The following is a 20,507-nucleotide window of genomic DNA, read 5'->3' on the forward strand; positions in this document are numbered from 1 at the left end:
AACGCCTGGATCAAGCCGAGCCGCGAAGCGGCTTCGGCTTGAATGAACTGTTAGACGCTGTACCGGCGCCTTACCTGCTCGATTAAGGCCTTAGCTTCTGCCTCGTCGATGCCATTGCCGATGTTGATAGTGCGCGAACCGTAGTCAAAGGCGATCTGGCCACCCGTGAGGCCCATTGAATTAAATCCATTGCCCCTGGAGCCAAACGCAGGCGCCGGTACTGCCCGCATTTCTTTGACGTGAGCAATCTCGTAAGTTTTTGTCCACCCTACGGGGCCGATCGCTCGGCGATGCGTGAACCGGCCGGAGCCGAACTTGAGAACCTCTCTCCCCGCGACGGTCCAAAGCCAACTGAGCAGCGCGAAGCAACCGCCAGCAGTCCAAGCAGCTAGCCAGATTGCAGTAAATCCGCTGCTTTCTGACTTTGGATTGGAGAGGTCTCGGATCGCAGAGCTTTCTCCAAAAAACCAAAAGCAAAGCCAAATGAGCAGAAAAATGATTGCAAAAACATTCTTCCTGGATGGAATGACAATTTGCAAACCATCCGGTTCATTTGTCACTGAAGCTCTGCCTTTAGGAACTTCAACTATTCCCATCTCTTCCCCCAACGTCTAACGCCTGAATTAAGCCGAGCCGCGAAGCGGCTTCGGCTTGAATGAATTGTTAGGCCCGAGCGAGCAAGGACCAAGCGAACTGTCATAGTTCCTTTTTGCTTGAATCCGAATCGGGCGATCGAGATCGCGGCGGACGAATGCCCCAACTGAGAACGCTGCCTACAAGGCCGATGGCGAAACCGCACCATCCGACCGTTGGGCTCACTACATCAAGCCAGCTCAGTACTATGACTACGGTGCCAGCAGCCCAAAGCCACCATGCAATTCCCTGCCTGTCCAAATGGAATCTCTCCGTTGGGCCTAACGCCTGAATTAAGCCGAGCCGCGAAGCGGCTTCGGCTTGAATGAATTGTTAGGTGCCAGCTGGGGCACCCGAATGATCGAGCAAGAACTGACTGATCTCTTTCCGGAGATCCAGATCATCCGTGCGCATGGCGAGCTCATTGGCTTGAATAGCGTAGTTATATGCTACTGAGGCCTCGCCAATGTTTGAATGTCGCTCGGCGAGAGCGAAGCAAATCGAGACCTCATACTCCTTGGCACCCGATACCGTAGCCAGTGGTAAGGCCCGAAGATAAATCTCGATGGCCGCGCGGTCGTCGGTCGTAAAGTCTGCCAAGGTCTCCCAAAGAAAGGGATGGTCGCGCCCGGCCGTCGCCACCGACTCACAGTAGTCGCGTAGCTCTTCGTAAAGGCGCCATCTGGCCCTCGTATCGTCCGGCTCCCAGGTGCCGAGCATGTCGGTCGTCAGGCCAAAGATTCGCTCATGAATGTCGGTTGGAACTCTCATGGCACCTAACGCCTAGTAGGCCCCAAAAACGGGGATATGCGTTCGATGTTCAGGCAGTCCCGGGACACCGTCAAGGCGCGGCTCAGTGAAGGAAATCAACGCGGTATGGATGGGCCTCATCCACGACGTCGTGGAAGTGCTGCCGTGCATATCTGACGATTCGCAGGATAACTGCATTCGCTGCTGCGGCCTTCCCCTAGACGCCGGGCGGATTGAGTTGCTTCGTGATTAGCGCTTCTTGTTCTGCTGCCGTGTCGCGAACAGCAGTTGCTGGATCACCCGCACCACGATGCGCTGCTGCCGCTTCGTGAGCAGGCCGAAACCCAGGATCGCTTCGGCTAGCAGGTCGGTATCGGTGAACAGATATGGCAGCGGTACCTGCAAGTGCTCAGCGAGGCGCTGGGCGGTCTTCAAAGAGAATGATTCGCCCGGCTGCAGGTACCGGGTGATGCGCATCTCTGGGGAAACATCGCTCCAGTGGGAGGCCATGCTTTTGCTCCGAGGCGTGCGGACAACTGTGCTCGCTCGCACTATCCCAAGCAGATAGTCTCATGTCAACGATGCGGATAGCACAGACCTGGCCATTTTGGTCAGACTTGCCTCATGGACACTTTCGCATCAAGGCTCCGCGCCGTTCGAGAAGCGCGCGGCTGGTCGCAACAGAAGCTCGGCATCGAGCTCGATGTCACAGGCGCCACTATTTCCAAGTGGGAAACAGGTCGCTCCGAGCCGAGCCTCCACAACCTTGAGACATTTCTGAGGATTTTCGCGCGGGACAACGTAACGCTGGACTGGCTTATTGGTGGCGGAAAGTCGGGCGCGGCTGGCAGCAAGCCACGCAAGTCCACGCCCCCATCGCCCAGGACTGCTGAGAGCCAAGACGAACTAGCCCTACTCGCCCGCTACCGCCGCCTCCCACCCAAGAAACAGACGGCGTTGCTGGGCTTGCTGGAGGAGTAGTCCCACACCGCCGCAGGAAAATTCCTACAGCGCGCGAACGTCGCAGCGGAACTGCGTGGCGATCTCGCTCACGGTGGGGGCGCGCTGGTTCTGAAGTCGTTCACAGATCGATAAGACCGAGCCATATTCCAGCTCCGGCCACTGCAACCATGACAACCGCGCTAGCTAAAAGGCACAGCAGGCCGAGACCAAAAACTCGCCAGTTGGAATGGAAGACGAACCTGTCCGAGGCGGCGATCGCCTCTTTCGACAACTGATATTGACGTGCGACGCCACCGGCTATCACGACGTACGCGATAGAGAAGGGGGCACTCGGAAAGTCGTCGGGAAGCAGAAAGACCGATGCGACTATGGCCGCAAGGCCAATGGCCCCGAGCCATAGCGTGTACATGGCGGCCGTATGCTTCTGGAGCGTCCTGAAGTTGACCCATAGGAAATAAATAGTGCCGATGGGCCCGCCGACGAACGCGCCCATTGCGGCCTGCCTCGGGGTATAGACGCGCCCCGAGGCTTCCGAAGGCCGAATCAGGTCCGCAGAAGGCGCTTCATACGGATAGTGATCATTCGACATCTTTCCCCTGCCCCTTAACCCTGAGAAGCCGTGCCGCGAGGCGGCGTCGGCTTGAATGGATGCTCACGCAGCAAGTTCGGCTGGCTGCTCTCGGCCTACACCGCACGACACGCAGCTATCCCGCTCCGCGGCATTGACGTTATTGCAGGACACGCAGCTCCAGGGTGCCAGGGCCAGCGGACCTTTTGGCTTTCGATCCCCAGATGATCATGTGCTCTCCCCAGAGCGTCGTGATGTCCGAGGTGGGAATATCCCATCCCGATGTAGGCGCGCGCCAGCCCTCCGTACGGTGGTAAGGTCGCGGCGTTACGGAGGACAAGGGGGTGTCCGTCAATGCCAGTGAAATGGTTGTTTGGAGCCGCCCTGCTCCTCTGCTGCAGCTCCGCCATGAGCGCAGTCGATCATGTCAACACGCCGGCGCCGCTCAACAAGGCCCGGCAGCCGACCGCGATGCAGCGTTACATCGACCAGGCCAATGCAGCGCTGCAAGTGGCGGATCAGGCGAAGAAGGAAGACGCATCTGCCGCAGCTGCTGCCTTGTCCGCGGTGATCGACGACCCTCTCTACGGCATGCTCCCCAAGGAGGGGCAGCGGATGCTGATGTCCGCCATGGCATGGTCGACGTGGCAAGAGGGCAAGCCGGAAAGCGCGCGCGATCTCTACCTGCAAGCCACCAAGATCGACGGCAACGAGCCCCACGACTGGTACCGGCTCGCCATACTGGAGCGTCACCTCGGCGACATGCCACGCTCCGCGCGATACATGACCGCGCTCGTTCGCCGTTGGCCCGATCGGGCCAACAACCTGGACCGGCAACTTCTCAACGTGTACGCCTACCGTGTCGAGGGCAACCCGCCATGGCGCACGGATCTCCTACAAGCCCTGTTCGATGCGGGTTGGGACGATAGCGGCAACGGCGTCGACAGCATCTGGCACCAATTGGCGCTGGCGTATCTCGATCAAAGCCACCCCGCCGCGGGAGCCAAGGTAGTCGAACGCATCACCGACCCGCTGATCATCATCCGCATGCGCAGCGACAAGCGGTTCGACGCCGTTGCGGCAAGCCTGGACAAGCTGCCGACACCGCAAGAGGCAGCTGAGCGCCGCATAGCGGAGCTACGCCGGCTGGTAGCGGTGTCGCCCAAGCGCGTCGATCTTATTTCCGCTCTTGGAACGCAACTGCTGGTCGCCGGTCGTAGCGAAGAGGCCCTGGCTCTGGCCGACACCACGCTGGCCACCATTGCCGCGGACCCTACGTCCTTCCCGAATCTCGATGAGAAGAACTGGGTAATGAACGACCGCGCGAGCGCCCTACGCCGCCTCGGCCGGCTGGATGAAGCGCTGGCAGAAATGGAAAGCGCCAGCCGCGTGGACGAGTCGGGCGCGCCGAACGTCAGCCAGGTGCTGAACCTAGCCTCGCTCTACTGCAGCGCCGGTCGCCCGAAGGATGCACTTCGCGCAGTGGAACGCGTCAAGAGCGGCATGAGCGGCTATGGCCGCATGGTGCTGAGCGCCGTGCAGCACCATGCCGCACTGCAGACCGGCGATCGCCGCGCCGCGAGCGAAGCACTGAACTACCTGCTCGCGCACCGCAAGGAATCCGAAGCGATCGTGCTGGAGGCGCTGCTGATCGAGGGCCGCGTCGACGACGCCGCCCAGGGGTTGATCCGCCAATTCGCGGATCCGAGCAAGCGCGACGATGCGCTCCGTTTCGTACAGGAATTCAAGACGCCCCCGGAACTCGTCGGCGACCACAGCTTCAGCGTCCATCGCGACGAGCTGCTGGCACGCGACGATGTCAAAGCCGCGGTGGCGCAAGTGGGGCGGATGGGGGTGCATGAGGTGTTTGACTACGGCGGTATTTAGTAGCTAGGGATCGAAGCTGAATTCATACGGCTTTATCGATCTTTTGTGCGGATCAAACAGCGCAGAACAGAATCACACATCCCGCCATCGCGGGCACCCCATGAGACGCATGACGTCGCGCGACTGCGAGAGGAAGTACGTCCTGCGATCCGGGTAGAACGCAAACACGTCGGGCACAGCGACCCGCGCGGCAAAAGAACGCACCCCCTCGCACGCCAGCGGGGCGTCATTGGCCAGCACGCCCGACGCCGCCAAGTCCAAGTACGAATTCATTGCGCTGCGGTCTGCGTCTTCGATCGCTATCAGCGAGTTCAGGTCGACGCGCATGTCGGCAATCGCGTCTCCCGGCGTAATCGCGCCCGCCACCAGTGCGAAGTTCACGAGATAGCCCATCGACAGGTTCTGCACGTTGTGCAATCCGGGCGGCAGGGCCTTGCCTTCCTGGAATCCCCACTCGCGAATGGTGCCGTCGCGCAGTACGGCGGCGGCCTGGCGCCATTTGCCGGCACCCAATGCACGCGCCGGCGGCAGGTCCAGCGGCACGGGGCGCGGGTAATCGTAGGCGTCGCCCCACGCCACTATCGTGCCGTCGGATTGCAACGCCTGGTTGTAGGCGCCGCCGGCGTCGATGGCGACTACGTCCATCAACCCGGCAGGAATGTCGAGTTCACCGTCGAAGTTGCCGCCCCATGCGACGACATGACCGTCGGATCGCAGCGCGAGTGCATGACTGCGGCCGGCCGCGATGGCGATGACATTGTTCAATCCCACCGGCACATCGGTCTGTCCGGAACCGTTATAACCCCAGGCCACCACGTTCCCGTCGGAAGTGAGCGCCAGAGCGAAACTGCCACCCGCGGCGACCGCCACAACGCCTGAAAGCCCCGCAGGCACCGCAGTGGGGCAGGAAGAGTCGCCCAGGCTGGCCACCGTGCCATTGCGGCGCAGCACCAGCAGACAATTCCCGTCCGCATCGATGGCCTTGGCGTTTCCTGCCCGCACCACCGGCGGCATGGTGCCGATCTCGAGCACATCGCCATTGCCCCGCAGCACATAGGGCACCGCTACGGCGACTGCGTCGTCCAGCGAATACGGGATATCGAGCGTCTTGTTGCCTACGTCACCGCCCCACGCGACTACGTGCGTCCTGGCCGCGAACGCCGCGGAGGAGCACAGCAGCAGGCAAACCGCCAGAAGCCCGCTCCCAGCTCGCAGGCGCGTGCGGCGCGGGCCGCCCGCAACGGCGGCGGCGGTGATCGTGAGAGTCGAGTTGGCATACGTCGACATGATGGCTCCTCCAATGAGTTGATGGTGGCCGGCATTCCCTGCTCCGGATGCTGTCGATCCGCTGCCTGATCCCTCGCGACTACACGAGCGATGCCACTCATTACGCAGAACTCTGGAGGCACCGGACACACCGGTGACGGGGAGATTGCTGAATTGGGAAGAAGAGCGATCGGAGCACGACGACCTTAGCCATCGCCATCGCCATCGCCATCGCTAGGGATCGAAGCTGAACTCATACGAGGTGTGGAAGGCCCGCCCGCCACTGGACGGCAACTTGGCCTTCGATAGCTCCACCTGGATGCACCGTGCGAGATCGGTGCTGCCCTGCAGCCATGTCTGATCGGTGGCGCCGAGCTCATTGACGTGAGCCACCACGGTAAACGGCTTGATCGGCGACTCCGCCTTGTCGGCGCATTTTGCGAATGCGGGATCGATGGCATCGGCTTGCGCCTTGACCAAGCGGCTCTTCGCGGTCTCAGTGAGGGACGCCTCGTAAGCGTCGGCGAGCGCCTTTGCCTGGTCGTACGACAAGGGCGCCGCGGTGGCGAGTTGAAACGCAAGAAGCAAGAGTGCCGTCACGAGTGTTTCCCTATTGAGTCGTTACGCAACCTACTCAGCACTCCCCGACGCCGCCGCGCGGCCAGCGGCTAGTGCCTCCGGCGCGAATTGATAGCTCTTCGCGCGCCAAGAAGAGGAGATGCCCAGGTCGTACCCGTAGACCAGCGTGACGTGGATGGCCGACATGGCTGCCGCCTTTTTGTCGTTCGCGAGGATAACCTCAGCGATGTGCTTTGCGAACGGGCGATCGTCGACACGCCGCTCGGCCAAGTTCACCTGCACGACCACCGACTGGACATTCGGGCTCCCGCTGCGGAATGCCGTGTTGTGGCTGACCTGCGCGTACTTGACGCCGGGCTCGGCATTTACGGCTTCATAGGCCACCAACAGATCCTTGAAATACTCGCTCCGCGCCAGGCGTCCGGTGAACGCAGGCACCGCCGTCGCTGCGGCGAGGAGCAAACCTACCACCACCAGATGCACGCCCCAGACCTTCGCCGGCCTGACCGTAGCGACCGGCGTCAGCGCCGTAACCACCGAACTGCCGACTACCAGGTCGTGCAGTGAACGGCGGCCGTGGCGGTTGAACACGTACAAGTAGAGGATTGAGAGCATCCCGCCGAAGATCACGAGCGACAGAACATAGCCCATAGGCGATAGCAACACCGTCGTATCGAGCGGCGCCCCGTTGAGGAAAAACGGAACACCCAGCACCGTGTAACGCAGCAGCGATTGCGGCAACGACAGCAGTGAGCCGCCTTTGCCGACCACCCGCACGCCCAGCAGGCGCTTGCCCAGCGTCTGCCCCCCGCACAGTGCACTGTTCATCACGCCGAAGAACGCCAGCGCGACGACGAAGCCGAGCGCCCGCCCGTAGCCCCCCATCCGCGCGAACTCGTCGAACAGCGCCCAGCCCGCCAACGCACCGACGATGCCCAACACCAGCGCATCGACGATGAACGCGATCGACCGCCGCCAGAAACCGGCCGCGCAAGGTGCTGCAACCGGCGTTTCCTCAGTGCTGACTTCCATGAATTCCCCGTTGTGGTGTTTCCCCGCCGACCATGATGCCACGGCCCCCGAACGGACCGACCGCCGGCATGCAAGCCATCGCTTCGATACGCGCTCGCATGCGCGCACTTCTTTCGTGTCGGCCGGCACCAGTCCATCGGCATGAGTCGTTTTTAAGCACTGAAGCGCTGAACCATTCTTGGCCCCGGGTGCGCTTCGCTCACTCGGGCTACGCGGACTGATCGGAAATTCAGGACAGTCATGCCGCCGCGCGGCTCGCGTGCTGCGATCCGGGACGTCCGCTCAGAAGGCGGGCAGGAAGCAACAGCAGGGCCTGCAGGAACGCGAACAGTGCCGAAAACGTGATGCCGACCAGGCGAAACGGCAGGGCAAGCAGCCATATCACGGGCCATAGCACCAGGACCAACAAGGCGAGCGGCCAGCACAGGACGAAGAGAAGGCACCAGGCAACGATCGCGATCAGCGTCTTCATCACGGGTTCTCCGCGGCTGGGCGAGCCGCACGGGGTTGGACCGCCACACGTTGCGATCTTCGGAATCCCGGGGCAACCGACCTGCGACGAACCCGCCCGGGCACCCGACCAAGCCGTGAATACGGCGACGAAACGCGTCGCGTAAATGAACCTGATCCCTTAGCCCTTCGCGACGACCATTCCAACCTTTGGCGTCGAGCCACGACACGCGTCACGGCTCCGCTGCAACGCGCGCCACTACCCTGTGCGCATCAATCCCGTCACGAGACATCCCGAATGAAATGCTTGCTCGCCTTCCTGCTCGTCCTGCCGCTGGCCGGCTGTGAGCTGTTGCCGGTCGACCTGGTACGCCCGGCCGACAAGGACCTGGTCTGCCACAAGGGTAAGAAAACGCTGGAACTGCCGCGTGATGCCATCAGTGCCCATCTCAGCCATGGCGACTACCGGGGACCGTGCCGCTGAGTGCTTGCGAGCTGCATTGCCGTCATGGGTCAGAGAACCATTTCGAAAATGTACTCTGACCCCTGTTTTCTCGCTGACGGTTACCAGACCAGGTCGTCGGGCACCTGGAACTGCGCGTAATACGCATCGTCTTCGGAGGTTCCCGCGGAGGGCTCGGCGCCCGCCTCCTGGCCGTGATCGAGCACGATCATGCTGGCGTCGCGTTCGCGCACCTTGTCGCCGGCCGCACGCGGAAGCAGTTCGTAGCGGTCGCCCAGGCGGGCTATCACCAGCGCGCCGGAAGACAGCTTCCTGCGCAGGTCTTCGTTGACGAGCACGGTGCGGATGGCACCGTCGGCGGTGAAGCGATACTCGCTCTCCCCCACGCGCGGCACCTTCTTGTCTTCGATGATCTGCCGGGCCTGGGCAAGAAGTTCGGCTTTGTGCGCCTGGGCCTTACGCTCGGCGGCAAGCGCGCGGTCCCGCTCGGCCTTTTCGGCTCGCGCGCGCTCGGCTTCCCGCTGGATCTCGTTGAGCTCGGACGGCCCTTTGGCATGCCGGGCCTTGTTCTGCTCACGCGCAACCTCGGCCACTTTGGACTTCTTGACCAGGCCCGCCTTGAGCAGTTGTTCCTGGAGCGGATTTGCCTTCGCCATGTCGCGGTTTCTTGTTCCGGGTTTCCGCCCCATCATACCCGCGCCCCGCCGCCGCCTTGACCCCTTCCGCCGATGCAACCTCTGAAGTACCTAGCCGGCTACCCGCAACACGTGCAGGCACGGGTGCACGAGCTGATCGAGCAGGGACGGCTGGGCACGGTGCTGGCCGATAAGTACGGCCAGTCCCACACCGTGCGCAGCGACGGCCAGCTGTACGACTACGTCCAGGCGCTCAAGGAGCGGCACCTGCGCAGATCGGTGCCGCTGGGCAAGGTGGTCTACGACAGCAAGCTACAGGTGATGAAGCACGCGCTCGGCACCCATACCGCAATTTCCCGGGTGCATGGCGACAGACTCAAAGCGAGTCGGGAGATCCGCATCGCCACCGTGTTCCGCGACGCGCCCGCCGAGTTCCTGAAGATGATCGTGGTGCATGAACTGGCGCACATGAAGGAAGCCGAGCACAACAAGTCCTTCTACCAGCTATGCACGCACATGGAGCCGGACTACCACCAGTTGGAATTCGACTTACGCCTCTACCTGACTCATCTTGACGCGGGGCAGCACTGAGGCTGCACCCGCCAGCTCAGTTCTTTCTCGCAGTCTGGACACGAGGGAAGTAGCGCATCACGAAGAACAGGTACACCAGCCAGAGTGCGAACCATGCAGACGCGACGGCAAGAAGCCCGACCGTGAAGAGGACCAGGCTCGGAGCCAGGAACAGCAGGACGCATCCGAGCAGCCAGAAGCCATCGCCCCGATGCGAGTACCGGGCGCGCTCGACATCGTCGATTCGGCCGCCTAGCGATGCGCCGTAATAATAGAAGGACGAGAACGCGAACGAAAACGTCGCCACACCCATCATGATCAACGTGGCTTGATACGCAAAGGCATCGACTCGGCCGTCTGCGAACTGCGGATACAGAAAGAACAACAGGAACGTGAAGATCGCGATGCTCGACGCCGCGAGCTGGTACGACCGGTTGACATTGGCTGCGGCAAGCTCGTCTGTCATGGAAAAGTTCTCAGCGGATATCGAATCGTCAACGCACTACGCGCATCACACCGACAGTCCTGCATCGCCTTCCAAGACTGTCTGCCGCATCTGCGGCCGTTCGCCTGACCGCCAGAGCGGCACCTCGTGGCGGACGCGATACCGCAGGGGCCCACCGTCCACGCCAGGACTGCGTTCGATCGGCCGCGGGATGCAGATGAAGTCGGTCACCATCGCGCTGGCGTCGACCCGCACGGTGGTGTAGCCGTGTCCGCCCATGTCGACGAACGACAGGTGCGGGGCTAGATCCGGATTGCTGACCGCGTGCGCTTTCGCCAAGTCGCCACTGCGCGCGTATTCCAACGCCGAACGCACGCCGTGGTGCAACGTCAGGTTGACGGTTGCCTGCGGTGATCCGTCACCCGGGTTGGCGACGTACAGCGGGCGCAACGGATTTTCCTTTTTCTGGTTGTGCTCGTTGGCTTCGGCCATGCCCGGGGCAGAGATCGAGCCGGTCACGAAGGTGACGCCCACCGGTTCGAACGCCGCAGGCGGCAAGGCTTTGGCCGCGTAGCCCGCCCAGAAGCTGTGGCGATCGCCGGACACGATGGCGAAACCGGTGATGCCGGCATCGCGCACGGCGTCGAAGATCTCGGCGCGTTCGTGGTAGGTGCAACCCCAGTCGCCGGTGGACAGGATGGCAAAGCCTGCGTCCTCGGGATATTTGCCCAGCGCGGTCGGGAGATTCTGCGGATCGACGCGCCAGTCGGGGGTTCCCAGCGAATTGCCCCAGATCTTCCAGGTGGCGTTCGCGCTGCGCAGGCGCTCGAGGAACCAGGCTTTCTGCTTCGCCCCCAGCATCGTCTGCGCGGCTTCGCCGGCGCGGTAATTGGCCACGCTCTTGGCGCCGAAGGACAGCTTCGCCGGTGGATTGCCGTTGGCGTAGTCGCGGCCGCCGTCGAGTTGGCGCATCAATTCCTCGGGTACGAAACCCAGGGTGTCGTCTGCGAACAGCGGGTTAATTTCGTCGTGATTACCGGGATCGCGCGAGCGGAAGCTGCGTTGGTCGGTGATGATCAGGTCGATGTGCCGGCCCCAGCGCAACGCGCGATACGCGATCAGGCTGTTGATCGCGGCGAGGTTGTTGGCTTCGGTGCCCAGTCCGTCGTCGTCGAAATTCTTGACCAGCGTGTCGACGACGTTCGGCGCGTTGAAGGTGTCCAGCTTGGACCCCGGCGGCAAAACGCGTGCCGGCTGGTATTCGAACCACGCCTGGTTCGCCGCGGCCTTGAGCGTCTGCGCGGGGATCCAGCCCTCGTCGCCAGGGAACTCCTGGATCGACTGCCAGCCCTGCCAGGAGAATTCGTGGTTGTCCCACATCGCCACGAACGGCCAGCGCGCGCGCGCATCCTGGATGTCGGGATCCTGCAGATAGGCGTGGTAGAGGGCGCGATAGTCCTCCAACGAGTCCGGCGCCCAGAAGCGGTTCTTGGCGACCTTCTTGCCCTTCGGAAACTTGATCGGAAACTTGATGAGGCGGTCGTAGCGATGGCCGTTCTTGACCTGGTCCGGGTACTGCACGACCTCGTAGACGAAATCCCCCAGGTGCAGCACGAAGCCCAGCCTTTCCTCGGGCGCGGCGCGCTCGTCTTCCCAGATCATTCGCCGATAGGCGTTTTGGGCACCCTCGCAAATGGTCTGGCAACTGACGAAGGCGAAGCGCGCCTGGCGAGGATCGTCGGTCGCGGGCGCCGTCAGCGTCCGGCCGATCCGGCTGCCGTTGCCCTCCTCGTCGACAAAGCGGTACCAGTATTCGCCGGCCGGCGGCAGGTCGCCGACCAGCACGCGACAGGTCCAGTCGGCCTGGGCCAGTACCGGCGCCGCCGTGGTCGCGATGACGCGCGTGAATGCCGGATCTTCCGCCACTTCAACCAGCAGCGTGGCGCGCTCGCGGCCATCGGCATAGGGGCGCCGCGTCCAGAGCAGGACGCTGTGCGCATCGGGATCGCCCGAAGCGACGCCTTGCGGAAACAGGTCACGACGCTCGCGCCAGCCACTGGAGGAAGGCCGCACCGTCGCGCAACCCCAGGCCAGGGTCGCGCCCAGCGCGGAGGCGAGCTTCAGAAAATGGCGGCGGCTGAGCGTCGGCATGTCGGACCACCGTTGCGGTTGTCGATGCGCCGCAACGCTAGACCTCTAACATGGGGCGGTGAACGTGCCGGAAGTACCGTGGTGAAGCCACAGCACACCGAGGGTCTCTGAGCCAGCCTTCTGCTGCGTGAACATCCGGTGCATATTCCAGCATTTGGGATCTACTGAGCGTTGGCCCCTATGAAACGTACTGCCTTTATCACTTTAGAAGTCGTCGTCCTGATCACGACTCTTCTCGTGGCCCTCGACACACAGATGCTTGTTGGCGTCTGGTTATGGCTCGTCCAATCGATTCCTATACGTCTTGCGCTCTTTCTCGGCGACGTCGGGGTAGATGAGGGCGGAGCAGTCTGTCCCGCTATATGCCATGGCAGCGCTTTGTTCATCGCCCTTAGTTTGACCGCGGTTGCCCTGGCCGCGCGACGGCTTATTGACCAGATCCGTGGGCGTTCAGTCCCTTTCTCGTTTGGCCCCGTTGAACAGCTCCTGGCGGGCATCGCGCTTCTAATTGTCGTGGTTAACGCCTTACCCGGAACCATAGGCCTCATGGCATCGAGTGCTTTAAGTGAGGCAGCTAGATCGATTGGCTTGAATCACTCAGTGGCACTGGCCCAAGCACTGCTGGCTTTAAGCTTCTGGTTGATAGAAGTCAGGGAGATGTATAGGAATTTTCGCTCCTCTAAAGCGGCAGCTTCGTCAGCGTCAGCGGCAAGGGGCTGACAGTTCATTCAAGCCGAGCCGCTTCGCGGCTCGGCTTAATTCAGGCGTTAGGCGGCACGACATGAAACTCAGTGATCTTGAAAAGTCAGCACTAGAGCTAAACGATCTCTACGAACAGCTTGAGATCAAGAGGTATGGGCGCATCTGGACCACAGAAGAACTTGCGCTCGGTTTCGTAGGGGACGTAGGCGATCTAGCAAAACTGATCCAGGCAAACGCTGGTGTCCGAACTATTGATGACTGCAAAGCGAAACTCGGCCATGAATTGTCGGACTGTTTATGGTCGATCATTGTTCTTGCAAATAAGTGCGGCATTGATTTGGAGACGGAGTTCGTCAGAAACACCAGAGAGCTAGTCGAGTATGTATCTAGCGAGCTGGATACATAACAAGAGGTTACGCAGCGCTCCCGATGCATGGCCGTGCGCTAACATCCGCTTCCAGCCTGAAGCGGGCACTCGGATTTTCCGCTCGGGGAGACGCGTCTTGTGCGAGTCCGGTGCCGTTATGGCGACGGAACGGTCGCAACCACGGCACTCCCGTCATAGGTGCCGAATGTGAAGCGCGTGAACCCCGGATTCCATGCCACCGGCGATGTCACGGCTAGCCCCGTGCTGGCGGAGAACGAATGACGTAAGGCACCATCCGACACGCGCCAGAATCGGATCATGCCGCGCTGGTCGAAGCCTTGCGGCGTTTCGAAGGGCTGATAGCCCGTCGTGACCAGCCGCGTACCGTCTGGCGAGAAGCGCACGTAGGACACGCCTTCATTGGACGTCGGATTCGTGAACCGCCGCATCAACGCGCCGTCGGAGACGCGGAACAGAGTCGTCTCGTTGGGCGTACGCGTGTACGCCGCGAGCGTCGCGCTGTCGGGCGAGAACTGCATGGGCGTAGCGCCCCGCACATTGCCACCGGTAATCAACCGCAGAACGGCACCGTCGCTGCGGCGCTGGATCGTGATCGTGCCCTGCGACGCGGATGCCTGTAGCAAGTTGTTCGGCGAGAACACCCAATTGGTCGAAGTCTTGCTGTAGCCGGTACCGACCAGGCGCAGTGTCGAGAAGTTCGCCAGGCCCCAATTGGTGAAGCCGGCATTGCCTGTGGACGCGACCAACTGCGCATCCGGTGCAAAGGTGACGACGCCGTTCGGCTGTAACGTCCCGACGAGCTTGCCGATGAACACGCCATCCGTCGCACGATGCACGCGCCAGGTCCATCCCTGCCCCGAGTTGTGTGCGGCGACCATCGCGCTGTCGAGGGAGAAGATCGTCTGGTCCGCGGTACCGGAGCCGATGGGAACCTGCAGCGTCGACCACTGGAGAGTCCCGTTCGAAGCTGCGCGCGCGCGGACCCACCGATCCGTCGACCCCACGGCGATGCGCCCGCCGGCGGGCGACCAACCGACCCCGACGATGGAGTTGGCTAGCCCGCTAGGCGTGGGGATAGACCAGACGATTTGCGGAGCGGTTTGTGCGTGGAGGTCGCCTGTCGCAAGGCATATGCCAAGGACCAGCGCCAAAGCGGATCGTTGCAAAGTCATGGCCCACCTGCACTGCCGCGAGGAGCGTATTCGTGAATACCGCGGCCGCCGCGTGAGGTTCAAACTACGCGCCCGGTCGTCTACAGAATCTTGGGGTACTCGACCCAATCTGGAAGCCAAGGGCCAGATCCATTTACCGCATTGAGTAAATGAACCTGACCCCTTTATCGTTATCCGCGCCGGTGCCCGGCCCGGTTACGGCGGCTCGACCACCGCCGGTTCAACAGCGACGCCAGGATCAAGAACAGGATGCAGGTCCCCAGGTTCCATACCAGGATCATCGCGGTCGCATCCAGCGGATGGAACAGCGACAAGGCGAACGACGCGAGCGCCGACACGGCTAGACCGCCCAGCAACACCACGGACGTCGCGCGGAGGACCGCGGCATGGCGCAGCATCGACGACATAGCCAGCGACAATGGCAGGCTGGTCAGCGCCAGGGTCGTCAGGCAACTGGAGGCCGCCCCGATGGTCACCGCGCCCGGTGGCACCGGCACCCAGCCGGCGAAGCATTGATAACCAATGTTGGCCAGCCAGACCAGCAATGCGGGCACCGGCAGCCACAACCAGTGGCGCGACCGGTCCGGCAAGCTGGTCAGGAACGCCCCAACCGCCGCAAGCACGCCGGTCGCCAGCGACGCGAACAAGGCGATGGCGTATGCAGAGTCGCGCAGGCGTTCGGCAAACTGCGGACGCACACCACCGTGCAGCATGGCCATCATCGATATCAGCACGGCCGCCAAGGTCAGCCAGATTGCGGCCCGCACCAGCGGCGGCCGCAATCGCCTGACCGGCGCCAGATTCGAGGAAAGGGACTGGATGAGCGCGTTCGTTTCGATCACGTGCGGTCCTCCCCGCTAAGCATCCTGCGCAGGCTGCCGATCGCGCGGTGCGTCGCGACTTTGAGCGCGGCGACAGTCATCCCGCTCTCGTGCGCCGCCTGCTTCAGGGATTTTTCCTCCAGCTTCAGCATCCGGATCGCCTTGCGCTGCGCCGATGGCAGCCGATCGATGGCCGCATCCAATGGCCCGCGCTCCAGTGCCCCATCTGCATCAGTATCCTCTGCGGGATGCTCCTCGTGCATAGCCGTCAACGGCAACTCGCGTGCTTGCAAGCGACCGTGGCGGCGCAGCCTGTCGATCGCGCGGCGGTTCGCCACTCCCGCAAGCCAGGGCCCGAACGGACGGGCGGGATCATAAGTGTGCCGGACCGAATGCAGGGCAAGCAGGATGTCCTGCACTGTGTCCTCGATATCCCACGCGTCACGCAGCCAGCGCCGCGCCAGCGTGCGCAGATACGGCGTGATCTGCTGCAGTAGCCGCGAGTAGGCCTCGCCATCGCCTTCCTGCGCGCGCGCCATCAGGATGGTCCAGTCCAGTTCGTGCGTCTCCAGCACGCGCTCTGGATCCGCGCTCGACGCGTCCATGGCTTCCTGGCGGACCGTCCCCTCGGACGCCACCACCTTCAGCCTGCCGGAGTCGCCGCGTTTCATCATTTCCGCCAAAGCCGTGCGAACACATGATCGATCGATATGCAGCCCGGCCCCAACGCGAGGATGCCCAAGGCCAATGCCGCCCAGTAGAGATGGAAACTAACCCATCCCTCGGGCACGACCAACTGGATCACCCCGGTCATCAGTAAGAGGCCGAGCGATGCGAAGCGCGTGGCCAGCCCCAACAGCAACAGGGTCGGTAACACGATCTCCGCGATAGCTACCAACAGCGCCAGCGTATCCGGCGCCGGCAAGGCGTAGAGCTGGCCGAATACGTGCAGTTTGAACTGCTCTTCGAACAGGTAGACCGTGCCATACGACAGCGACGGGAAATCGTCCCAGCGGGTCAAGCCCGAGCGCAGGAACGGTAGTGCCAGCGCGACGCGCATTGTGGCCGGTGCCAGGAGGCGCCCGAATGCGCCGAGCCAGGTCGATCCATGATGGATCCAGCGGATGAATGGCATGGGAGGAGGCGAGTCCGCTTGCGATTTGATCATGCGCATCACCGCTGCAGCTCCTCATCGAATGGCGCGACCGAAGAGATCCCGAACCCGATCAGGGCACCGATGGAAAACAGGTCGGCGAACAGTTCGGTCAAGTCGATGTCACGATTGGCTTCGATCGCGGCGGCGCTGGCTTCCGCAAGCGTCGCCCCGCGTTGCAGGGTTTCGACGAAAACGGCTCCGCTGTGCGACACCGTCCTGATCTCAACTGAGGCCTCGGGTCGGACCACCAGCGCATTCTGACCACCGGCACCGAGGTCCACCGAACCGGAGGCTTGGTCTTCGATGTTCATGCACCAAATCGTGACGATCGGGTACTCGGAACGGACGACGCGCAACGATGGATGCAGGTGCAGCCGGGTTTGGGGCAGTCGTCCGTGGTCGATTTCGGCGAGCCGTGCCAACAGCAGGGGATCGGCTTCCGGCGCGTGGTAGGCCTCGACCCAGGCCCGCTCCAGTCGTGCGACGTCCGGCAGATAAGGCAGGCCGTCGACCGGCGCGAAGTCGGCGAGGAAATCGGCGAAGTGCCGACCGTAATCCAGCATCACCGGCGAATCCGGCGGCGTCTGCGTGGCGTGAACCCGCGCCATCGCGACGAAGAATTCGTCGCCGACGATGCGACAAGTCGCTGGGAACGCGGACTTCAGCGCATCGACGAGCCCGAGGACCACGTTGTTGCGATACACCGCGAAACGCCTGGCGCTGGGTGCTCCGTCGGGACCGACGAGTCCGGCGGGCACGTCGCGGTCGGGGTCCAGCAACGCGCGCGAGAATGCGTCTTGCCGCGCCCGCAGGCTTTCGTCGGCACGCAGCAGCATCGATGTAACAGGCAGCGCGTTATTCATGGGGCCGCCTCTTCAAGCGCTTGCTCTAACGACATTGGATGACGACTGCATCGACGGCGCGCGCATGCGTTGTTCGGCGCGCCGCGCCTCGCCATGCAGGACCGGCCATTCCGGCAACTGTGTGTCCCACTCGATTAGCGTGGGAACCGGACCGATGCATTCGATGACATAGCCGTACAGCGCCCACACGATGTCGTCCACTGGGCGGTCGTGGGTATCGATCAGCAGCGGCCGGCCTTGCTCGTCGGATTCGTGCGTGTGCCCGGCCAGATGGATCTGCTGCACATGGGCCAGCGGAAACGATGCGAGGTAGGCGAACGGATCCCACTGCTGGTTGACCGTCGACACGCGCACGTTGTTGACGTCCAGCAGCAGCCCGCAGCCGGTGCGGCGGACGACTTCCGCGATGAAGTCGGTTTCGGAATAGGTGCTTTCGGCGAACGCGAGGTAGGTGGACGGATTTTCCAGCAGCATGGGCCTGCCAAGCACGTCCTGCACCTGGTCGATGTGCTCGACGACCCAGGCGAGCGTTCGCTGCGTGTAGGGCAAGGGCAACAGGTCGTCGAGGAAGGCGCCTCCATGGCTCGACCAGGCCAGGTGTTCGGAGAACAGGAACGGTTGGTAACGGGCGATCAACGCCGCCAGTCGATGCAGGTGCTGCGGATCAAGAGGAGCGCCGGCGCCGATCGACAGACCGACGCCATGCAGTGACAACGGATAGTCCGCGCGGATCGCGGACAGATAAAGGTGTGGCGGGCCACCGGCGCCCATGTAGTTTTCCGCATGCACCTCGAAGAAGCCGACATCCGGCCGTTGTTCGAGGATGACGCGGTAGTGCTCGGCCTTCAGGCCGACACCGGCCCGGTTTCGCAACGGGCCGACAGGGGGGAGGAAGTCGGGCACGGGAGGCCTCGCATGCGCCACGTGGGAGAAGGCCGGGCCCGAGGGCCCGGCCGGAGTGGATCAGGCCTTCGGCGACAGGCTGCCGGAGATGCTGGTGCAGGTTCCCGTCGGCACCAGCTTGAAAGCGTTGCCCTGGTAATCGCGCGTGCTGGTGCCAGCGCACGTGGTGCCCGCGCCGGCGAAGCAGTCGTTCTTGCCCTTCAGCGCGACACCGAAGCAAGGTTCGACCTTGCCGGACTTCACCTTGACGGTGTTCTCGGCCTGGATCTTCTTCTGCGCCCCAGTGAACTGCGGGGTGCCGGCCGAAGCGGTCGAAACGGCGCCGAGCGCGGCGATGAAGGCACCGGCGACCAGTGCGGACATTTTGGTATTGGACATGATGTTTGACTCCAGGGATGAAGGCCTGATGGCCTGGATAGAGGATGGAACTGGCGAGGACATGCGCCTCGTTGAAAGGTTCGTTGCGATGAGGCGAAAGGTTACGGTCGACGGATATCCGGGGAGACTTAGAGAAATGCGCGCCGTCAGAGGCCTTTATGCGCGATCACGTCCGACGGATGCAGTTCCGGATCGGCGGCGAGCAGCGGCGGGACAGTGGCGAAGATCTGCGCGGCGGCGTCGCCTTGCATGTGTGCGCTGCGGCTTTCGGTGCCGGCGAACAGATCCACCAGGAAGACAGTGTCGGGATCGGCGTTGGAATGCAGCACCAGCCAGAGGGGCGTTCCGCTTTCCGCCTGCACAGCAGGCAACGCGGCGGAAATGCGCTGAGCCACCTTTGCACCCTGGCCCGGTTGGGCCTTGAATACGATGACGCCTGCGACAGTACTCATGTGCCGGCGACCAGTGTGGATATTTTGGGATTGGACATGATGTGGGCTCCATGGACGACGGCTTGATGGCCGTGATGAGATAGCGGATAGAACTGGCGAGGACATGCGCCTCGTTGAAAGGTTCGTTGCGATGGCACGAAAGGTTACGGTTGGCCGTTGTCGAGGAAGGCTTCGGGCCCCCTGTCATAGACCTTTATGCGCGATCACGGGCGACGGATGCAGTTCCGGATCGGCGGCCATCCGTTATCCGCGCAGCGAATCGATCGTCGCAGCAACCCGAGAAAGGGCGCCGCCAGCAGGAAGACGGCGCCGAGCCTTCGCGCCTTCGGCGGTTGCGTGCTGCGGCCGCGCTGGTTAGAGACCTATCGTGGAAACCGAGGCAAGGCAGTTCGCATCGGGTTCGGTGAACCAAAGCGTTTCGCCCGCGCCACAATCGAAATCGAACAGATCCGAGTTCGAGTGGGCGGAGGGAAACTCTTTCACAACGCGCCCATCGATATAGAAGAGCGACCGTCCCTGGCGGCCGGTGAACCAAAGGGCGCCTTTGGGTCCACGGCGCACACGTCGCGGGCCCGTTCCCTTTGGAAGCTGGTACTCCACGACTGTGTCCAGGGCTGTGATCCGGCCGATCACGTCGCGATCTTCGTCGCAGTAGTACGCATGCGCTGAGGCGCTGTCGATGCACAAGTCGCGCACATGGAATGTAGCGGGCAGCTTCCAGGTGTGGGCCGTTCTCCGCTCAAGATCCATTGCCTTTAGCGTGTCGGCGGAAAAACACCACAGACAGCTCTCGGGGCCACGGCTCACTGCATCGATAGGCGTCTGATACGGTACGGGCGTGATCGCATTCGCCTCGGCGCGCAGCAGAAAGGGGGCGCTTCCGCAGCCGATCCAAACATCGATCCCGTCCTGCATGAGCGCCCGTGGCTTCGCACCTGGGAACTCGTGCTCGACCATTTGCTCATCGATCCCGATACTGCCGACGATCCCGCCCTCGGGGTCGATGTAGAGCAACCGGTTCGCGCCGGGCTCGCGCCACTCCGCGATGCGCGTCGCGCACACGCCGCGCCGCCGTTGGAATAGCTTGATATCCCCGCTCTCTTGGGTACGCCGACCGATACAGTTCGCCGATCCTGTGAACCACAGGTGCTGTCCGCTCCAGACGATGTGCAGCGGCTTTCCGGCACCGGCCACCGGGTAACGCTTGGGCTGGATTGTCCCGCGGGGCTCTACGCGCAGCTCCTCGACGCTGTAGTTCAGAGCGAATGCCATCGCGATGA

General features: G+C 62.7%; 26 protein-coding genes. 6 read left to right on the forward strand and 20 right to left on the reverse strand.

Going from position 1 to position 20,507, the window contains the following annotated elements; translation table 11 throughout:
- Positions 1–50 precede the first annotated feature (50 nt).
- From ACYVJ8_RS09120 to ACYVJ8_RS09130, 3 genes are all read right to left on the reverse strand, one after another.
- On the reverse strand, positions 51–596 hold the full coding sequence (locus ACYVJ8_RS09120) for a hypothetical protein (protein WP_460711549.1): 546 nt from the start codon (positions 594–596) through the stop codon (positions 51–53).
- A gap of 370 nt (positions 597–966) precedes the next feature.
- Positions 967–1,404, reverse strand: a complete 438-nt coding sequence (locus ACYVJ8_RS09125; RefSeq protein WP_460711551.1) for a hypothetical protein — start codon at positions 1,402–1,404, stop codon at positions 967–969.
- Between the two features lie 228 nt (positions 1,405–1,632).
- Entirely contained in the window at positions 1,633–1,893 is a 261-nt protein-coding gene (locus tag ACYVJ8_RS09130; RefSeq protein WP_460711553.1) for a hypothetical protein, read from the reverse strand.
- Positions 1,894–2,007: 114 nt separating this feature from the next.
- Between ACYVJ8_RS09130 and ACYVJ8_RS09135 the strand changes: the two genes are divergently transcribed.
- Entirely contained in the window at positions 2,008–2,364 is a 357-nt protein-coding gene (locus ACYVJ8_RS09135) for a helix-turn-helix domain-containing protein (RefSeq protein ID WP_460711555.1), read from the forward strand.
- Between the two features lie 100 nt (positions 2,365–2,464).
- Here the strand turns inward: ACYVJ8_RS09135 and ACYVJ8_RS09140 are convergent, their stop codons facing one another.
- Positions 2,465–2,935 (reverse strand): hypothetical protein, encoded by a 471-nt coding sequence (locus tag ACYVJ8_RS09140; RefSeq protein WP_460711557.1) that lies wholly within the window; start codon positions 2,933–2,935, stop codon positions 2,465–2,467.
- Between the two features lie 450 nt (positions 2,936–3,385).
- On the opposite strand from ACYVJ8_RS09140, the gene ACYVJ8_RS09145 reads away from it, so the two are divergent.
- On the forward strand, positions 3,386–4,801 hold the full coding sequence (locus ACYVJ8_RS09145) for a tetratricopeptide repeat protein (protein WP_460711559.1): 1,416 nt from the start codon (positions 3,386–3,388) through the stop codon (positions 4,799–4,801).
- Positions 4,802–4,873: 72 nt separating this feature from the next.
- On the opposite strand, the gene ACYVJ8_RS09150 is transcribed toward ACYVJ8_RS09145, so the two are convergent.
- The 4 genes from ACYVJ8_RS09150 to ACYVJ8_RS09165 form a co-directional block, all read right to left on the reverse strand.
- Positions 4,874–6,088, reverse strand: coding sequence for an RCC1 domain-containing protein (locus ACYVJ8_RS09150; protein ID WP_460711561.1), 1,215 nt, complete (start codon positions 6,086–6,088; stop codon positions 4,874–4,876).
- Positions 6,089–6,301: 213 nt separating this feature from the next.
- On the reverse strand, positions 6,302–6,667 hold the full coding sequence (locus tag ACYVJ8_RS09155; protein WP_460711563.1) for a hypothetical protein: 366 nt from the start codon (positions 6,665–6,667) through the stop codon (positions 6,302–6,304).
- A 30-nt stretch (positions 6,668–6,697) separates the two neighbouring features.
- Positions 6,698–7,678 carry an RDD family protein gene (locus tag ACYVJ8_RS09160; protein WP_460711565.1) on the reverse strand — a complete coding sequence of 327 codons (981 nt, stop codon included), beginning with the start codon at positions 7,676–7,678 and terminating at the stop codon, positions 6,698–6,700.
- 238 nt (positions 7,679–7,916) lie between these two features.
- Complete coding sequence (locus tag ACYVJ8_RS09165; protein WP_460711567.1) at positions 7,917–8,150, reverse strand: hypothetical protein; 234 nt, start codon at positions 8,148–8,150, stop codon at positions 7,917–7,919.
- Between the two features lie 276 nt (positions 8,151–8,426).
- Between ACYVJ8_RS09165 and ACYVJ8_RS09170 the strand changes: the two genes are divergently transcribed.
- Positions 8,427–8,612 (forward strand): hypothetical protein, encoded by a 186-nt coding sequence (locus ACYVJ8_RS09170; RefSeq protein WP_460711569.1) that lies wholly within the window; start codon positions 8,427–8,429, stop codon positions 8,610–8,612.
- A gap of 80 nt (positions 8,613–8,692) precedes the next feature.
- Here the strand turns inward: ACYVJ8_RS09170 and ACYVJ8_RS09175 are convergent, their stop codons facing one another.
- The gene (locus ACYVJ8_RS09175; RefSeq protein ID WP_460711571.1) at positions 8,693–9,247 is read right to left on the reverse strand and encodes a DUF2058 domain-containing protein; all 555 of its coding nucleotides are present in this window, start codon (positions 9,245–9,247) and stop codon (positions 8,693–8,695) included.
- Positions 9,248–9,319: 72 nt separating this feature from the next.
- Here ACYVJ8_RS09175 and ACYVJ8_RS09180 point away from each other — a divergent pair, with 72 nt between their 5' ends.
- Positions 9,320–9,817 carry a YgjP-like metallopeptidase domain-containing protein gene (locus tag ACYVJ8_RS09180; protein ID WP_460711573.1) on the forward strand — a complete coding sequence of 166 codons (498 nt, stop codon included), beginning with the start codon at positions 9,320–9,322 and terminating at the stop codon, positions 9,815–9,817.
- A gap of 16 nt (positions 9,818–9,833) precedes the next feature.
- Here ACYVJ8_RS09180 and ACYVJ8_RS09185 read toward each other — a convergent pair whose 3' ends face one another.
- A complete protein-coding gene (locus ACYVJ8_RS09185; protein ID WP_460711575.1) occupies positions 9,834–10,262 on the reverse strand; it encodes a hypothetical protein in 429 nt (142 codons plus the stop codon).
- A gap of 45 nt (positions 10,263–10,307) precedes the next feature.
- Positions 10,308–12,392 (reverse strand): alkaline phosphatase D family protein, encoded by a 2,085-nt coding sequence (locus tag ACYVJ8_RS09190; protein WP_460711577.1) that lies wholly within the window; start codon positions 12,390–12,392, stop codon positions 10,308–10,310.
- A gap of 180 nt (positions 12,393–12,572) precedes the next feature.
- Between ACYVJ8_RS09190 and ACYVJ8_RS09195 the strand changes: the two genes are divergently transcribed.
- Together ACYVJ8_RS09195 and ACYVJ8_RS09200 are read left to right on the forward strand one after the other, a co-directional pair.
- Positions 12,573–13,112 (forward strand): hypothetical protein, encoded by a 540-nt coding sequence (locus ACYVJ8_RS09195; protein ID WP_460711579.1) that lies wholly within the window; start codon positions 12,573–12,575, stop codon positions 13,110–13,112.
- 61 nt (positions 13,113–13,173) lie between these two features.
- Positions 13,174–13,500: a nucleotide pyrophosphohydrolase gene (locus ACYVJ8_RS09200; RefSeq protein ID WP_460711581.1), complete on the forward strand. Its 327-nt coding sequence runs from the start codon at positions 13,174–13,176 to the stop codon at positions 13,498–13,500.
- Between the two features lie 116 nt (positions 13,501–13,616).
- Here the strand turns inward: ACYVJ8_RS09200 and ACYVJ8_RS09205 are convergent, their stop codons facing one another.
- The 9 genes from ACYVJ8_RS09205 to ACYVJ8_RS09245 form a co-directional block, all read right to left on the reverse strand.
- Positions 13,617–14,486 carry a WD40 repeat domain-containing protein gene (locus ACYVJ8_RS09205; RefSeq protein ID WP_460711583.1) on the reverse strand — a complete coding sequence of 290 codons (870 nt, stop codon included), beginning with the start codon at positions 14,484–14,486 and terminating at the stop codon, positions 13,617–13,619.
- Between the two features lie 338 nt (positions 14,487–14,824).
- Complete coding sequence (locus ACYVJ8_RS09210) at positions 14,825–15,496, reverse strand: NrsF family protein (RefSeq protein ID WP_460711585.1); 672 nt, start codon at positions 15,494–15,496, stop codon at positions 14,825–14,827.
- Positions 15,493–16,146 (reverse strand): sigma-70 family RNA polymerase sigma factor, encoded by a 654-nt coding sequence (locus ACYVJ8_RS09215; RefSeq protein WP_460711587.1) that lies wholly within the window; start codon positions 16,144–16,146, stop codon positions 15,493–15,495. Before ACYVJ8_RS09215 ends, ACYVJ8_RS09210 begins: the two co-directional genes overlap by 4 nt.
- Positions 16,146–16,649: a DoxX family protein gene (locus ACYVJ8_RS09220; protein WP_460711589.1), complete on the reverse strand. Its 504-nt coding sequence runs from the start codon at positions 16,647–16,649 to the stop codon at positions 16,146–16,148. The genes ACYVJ8_RS09215 and ACYVJ8_RS09220 overlap by 1 nt, the downstream gene beginning before the upstream one ends.
- Positions 16,649–17,467 (reverse strand): HvfC/BufC N-terminal domain-containing protein, encoded by an 819-nt coding sequence (locus tag ACYVJ8_RS09225; protein WP_460711591.1) that lies wholly within the window; start codon positions 17,465–17,467, stop codon positions 16,649–16,651. Before ACYVJ8_RS09225 ends, ACYVJ8_RS09220 begins: the two co-directional genes overlap by 1 nt.
- 39 nt (positions 17,468–17,506) lie before the next feature.
- Positions 17,507–18,397 (reverse strand): MNIO family bufferin maturase, encoded by an 891-nt coding sequence (gene bufB / locus ACYVJ8_RS09230; protein WP_460711593.1) that lies wholly within the window; start codon positions 18,395–18,397, stop codon positions 17,507–17,509.
- A 60-nt stretch (positions 18,398–18,457) separates the two neighbouring features.
- Complete coding sequence (locus tag ACYVJ8_RS09235; RefSeq protein ID WP_460711595.1) at positions 18,458–18,775, reverse strand: BufA1 family periplasmic bufferin-type metallophore; 318 nt, start codon at positions 18,773–18,775, stop codon at positions 18,458–18,460.
- A gap of 146 nt (positions 18,776–18,921) precedes the next feature.
- Positions 18,922–19,227, reverse strand: coding sequence for a putative quinol monooxygenase (locus ACYVJ8_RS09240; RefSeq protein ID WP_460711597.1), 306 nt, complete (start codon positions 19,225–19,227; stop codon positions 18,922–18,924).
- A gap of 354 nt (positions 19,228–19,581) precedes the next feature.
- Positions 19,582–20,499, reverse strand: a complete 918-nt coding sequence (locus tag ACYVJ8_RS09245; RefSeq protein ID WP_460711599.1) for an NHL repeat-containing protein — start codon at positions 20,497–20,499, stop codon at positions 19,582–19,584.
- Between the last annotated feature and the right edge of the window lie 8 nt (positions 20,500–20,507).

Source organism: Lysobacter terrae (assembly GCF_054782215.1).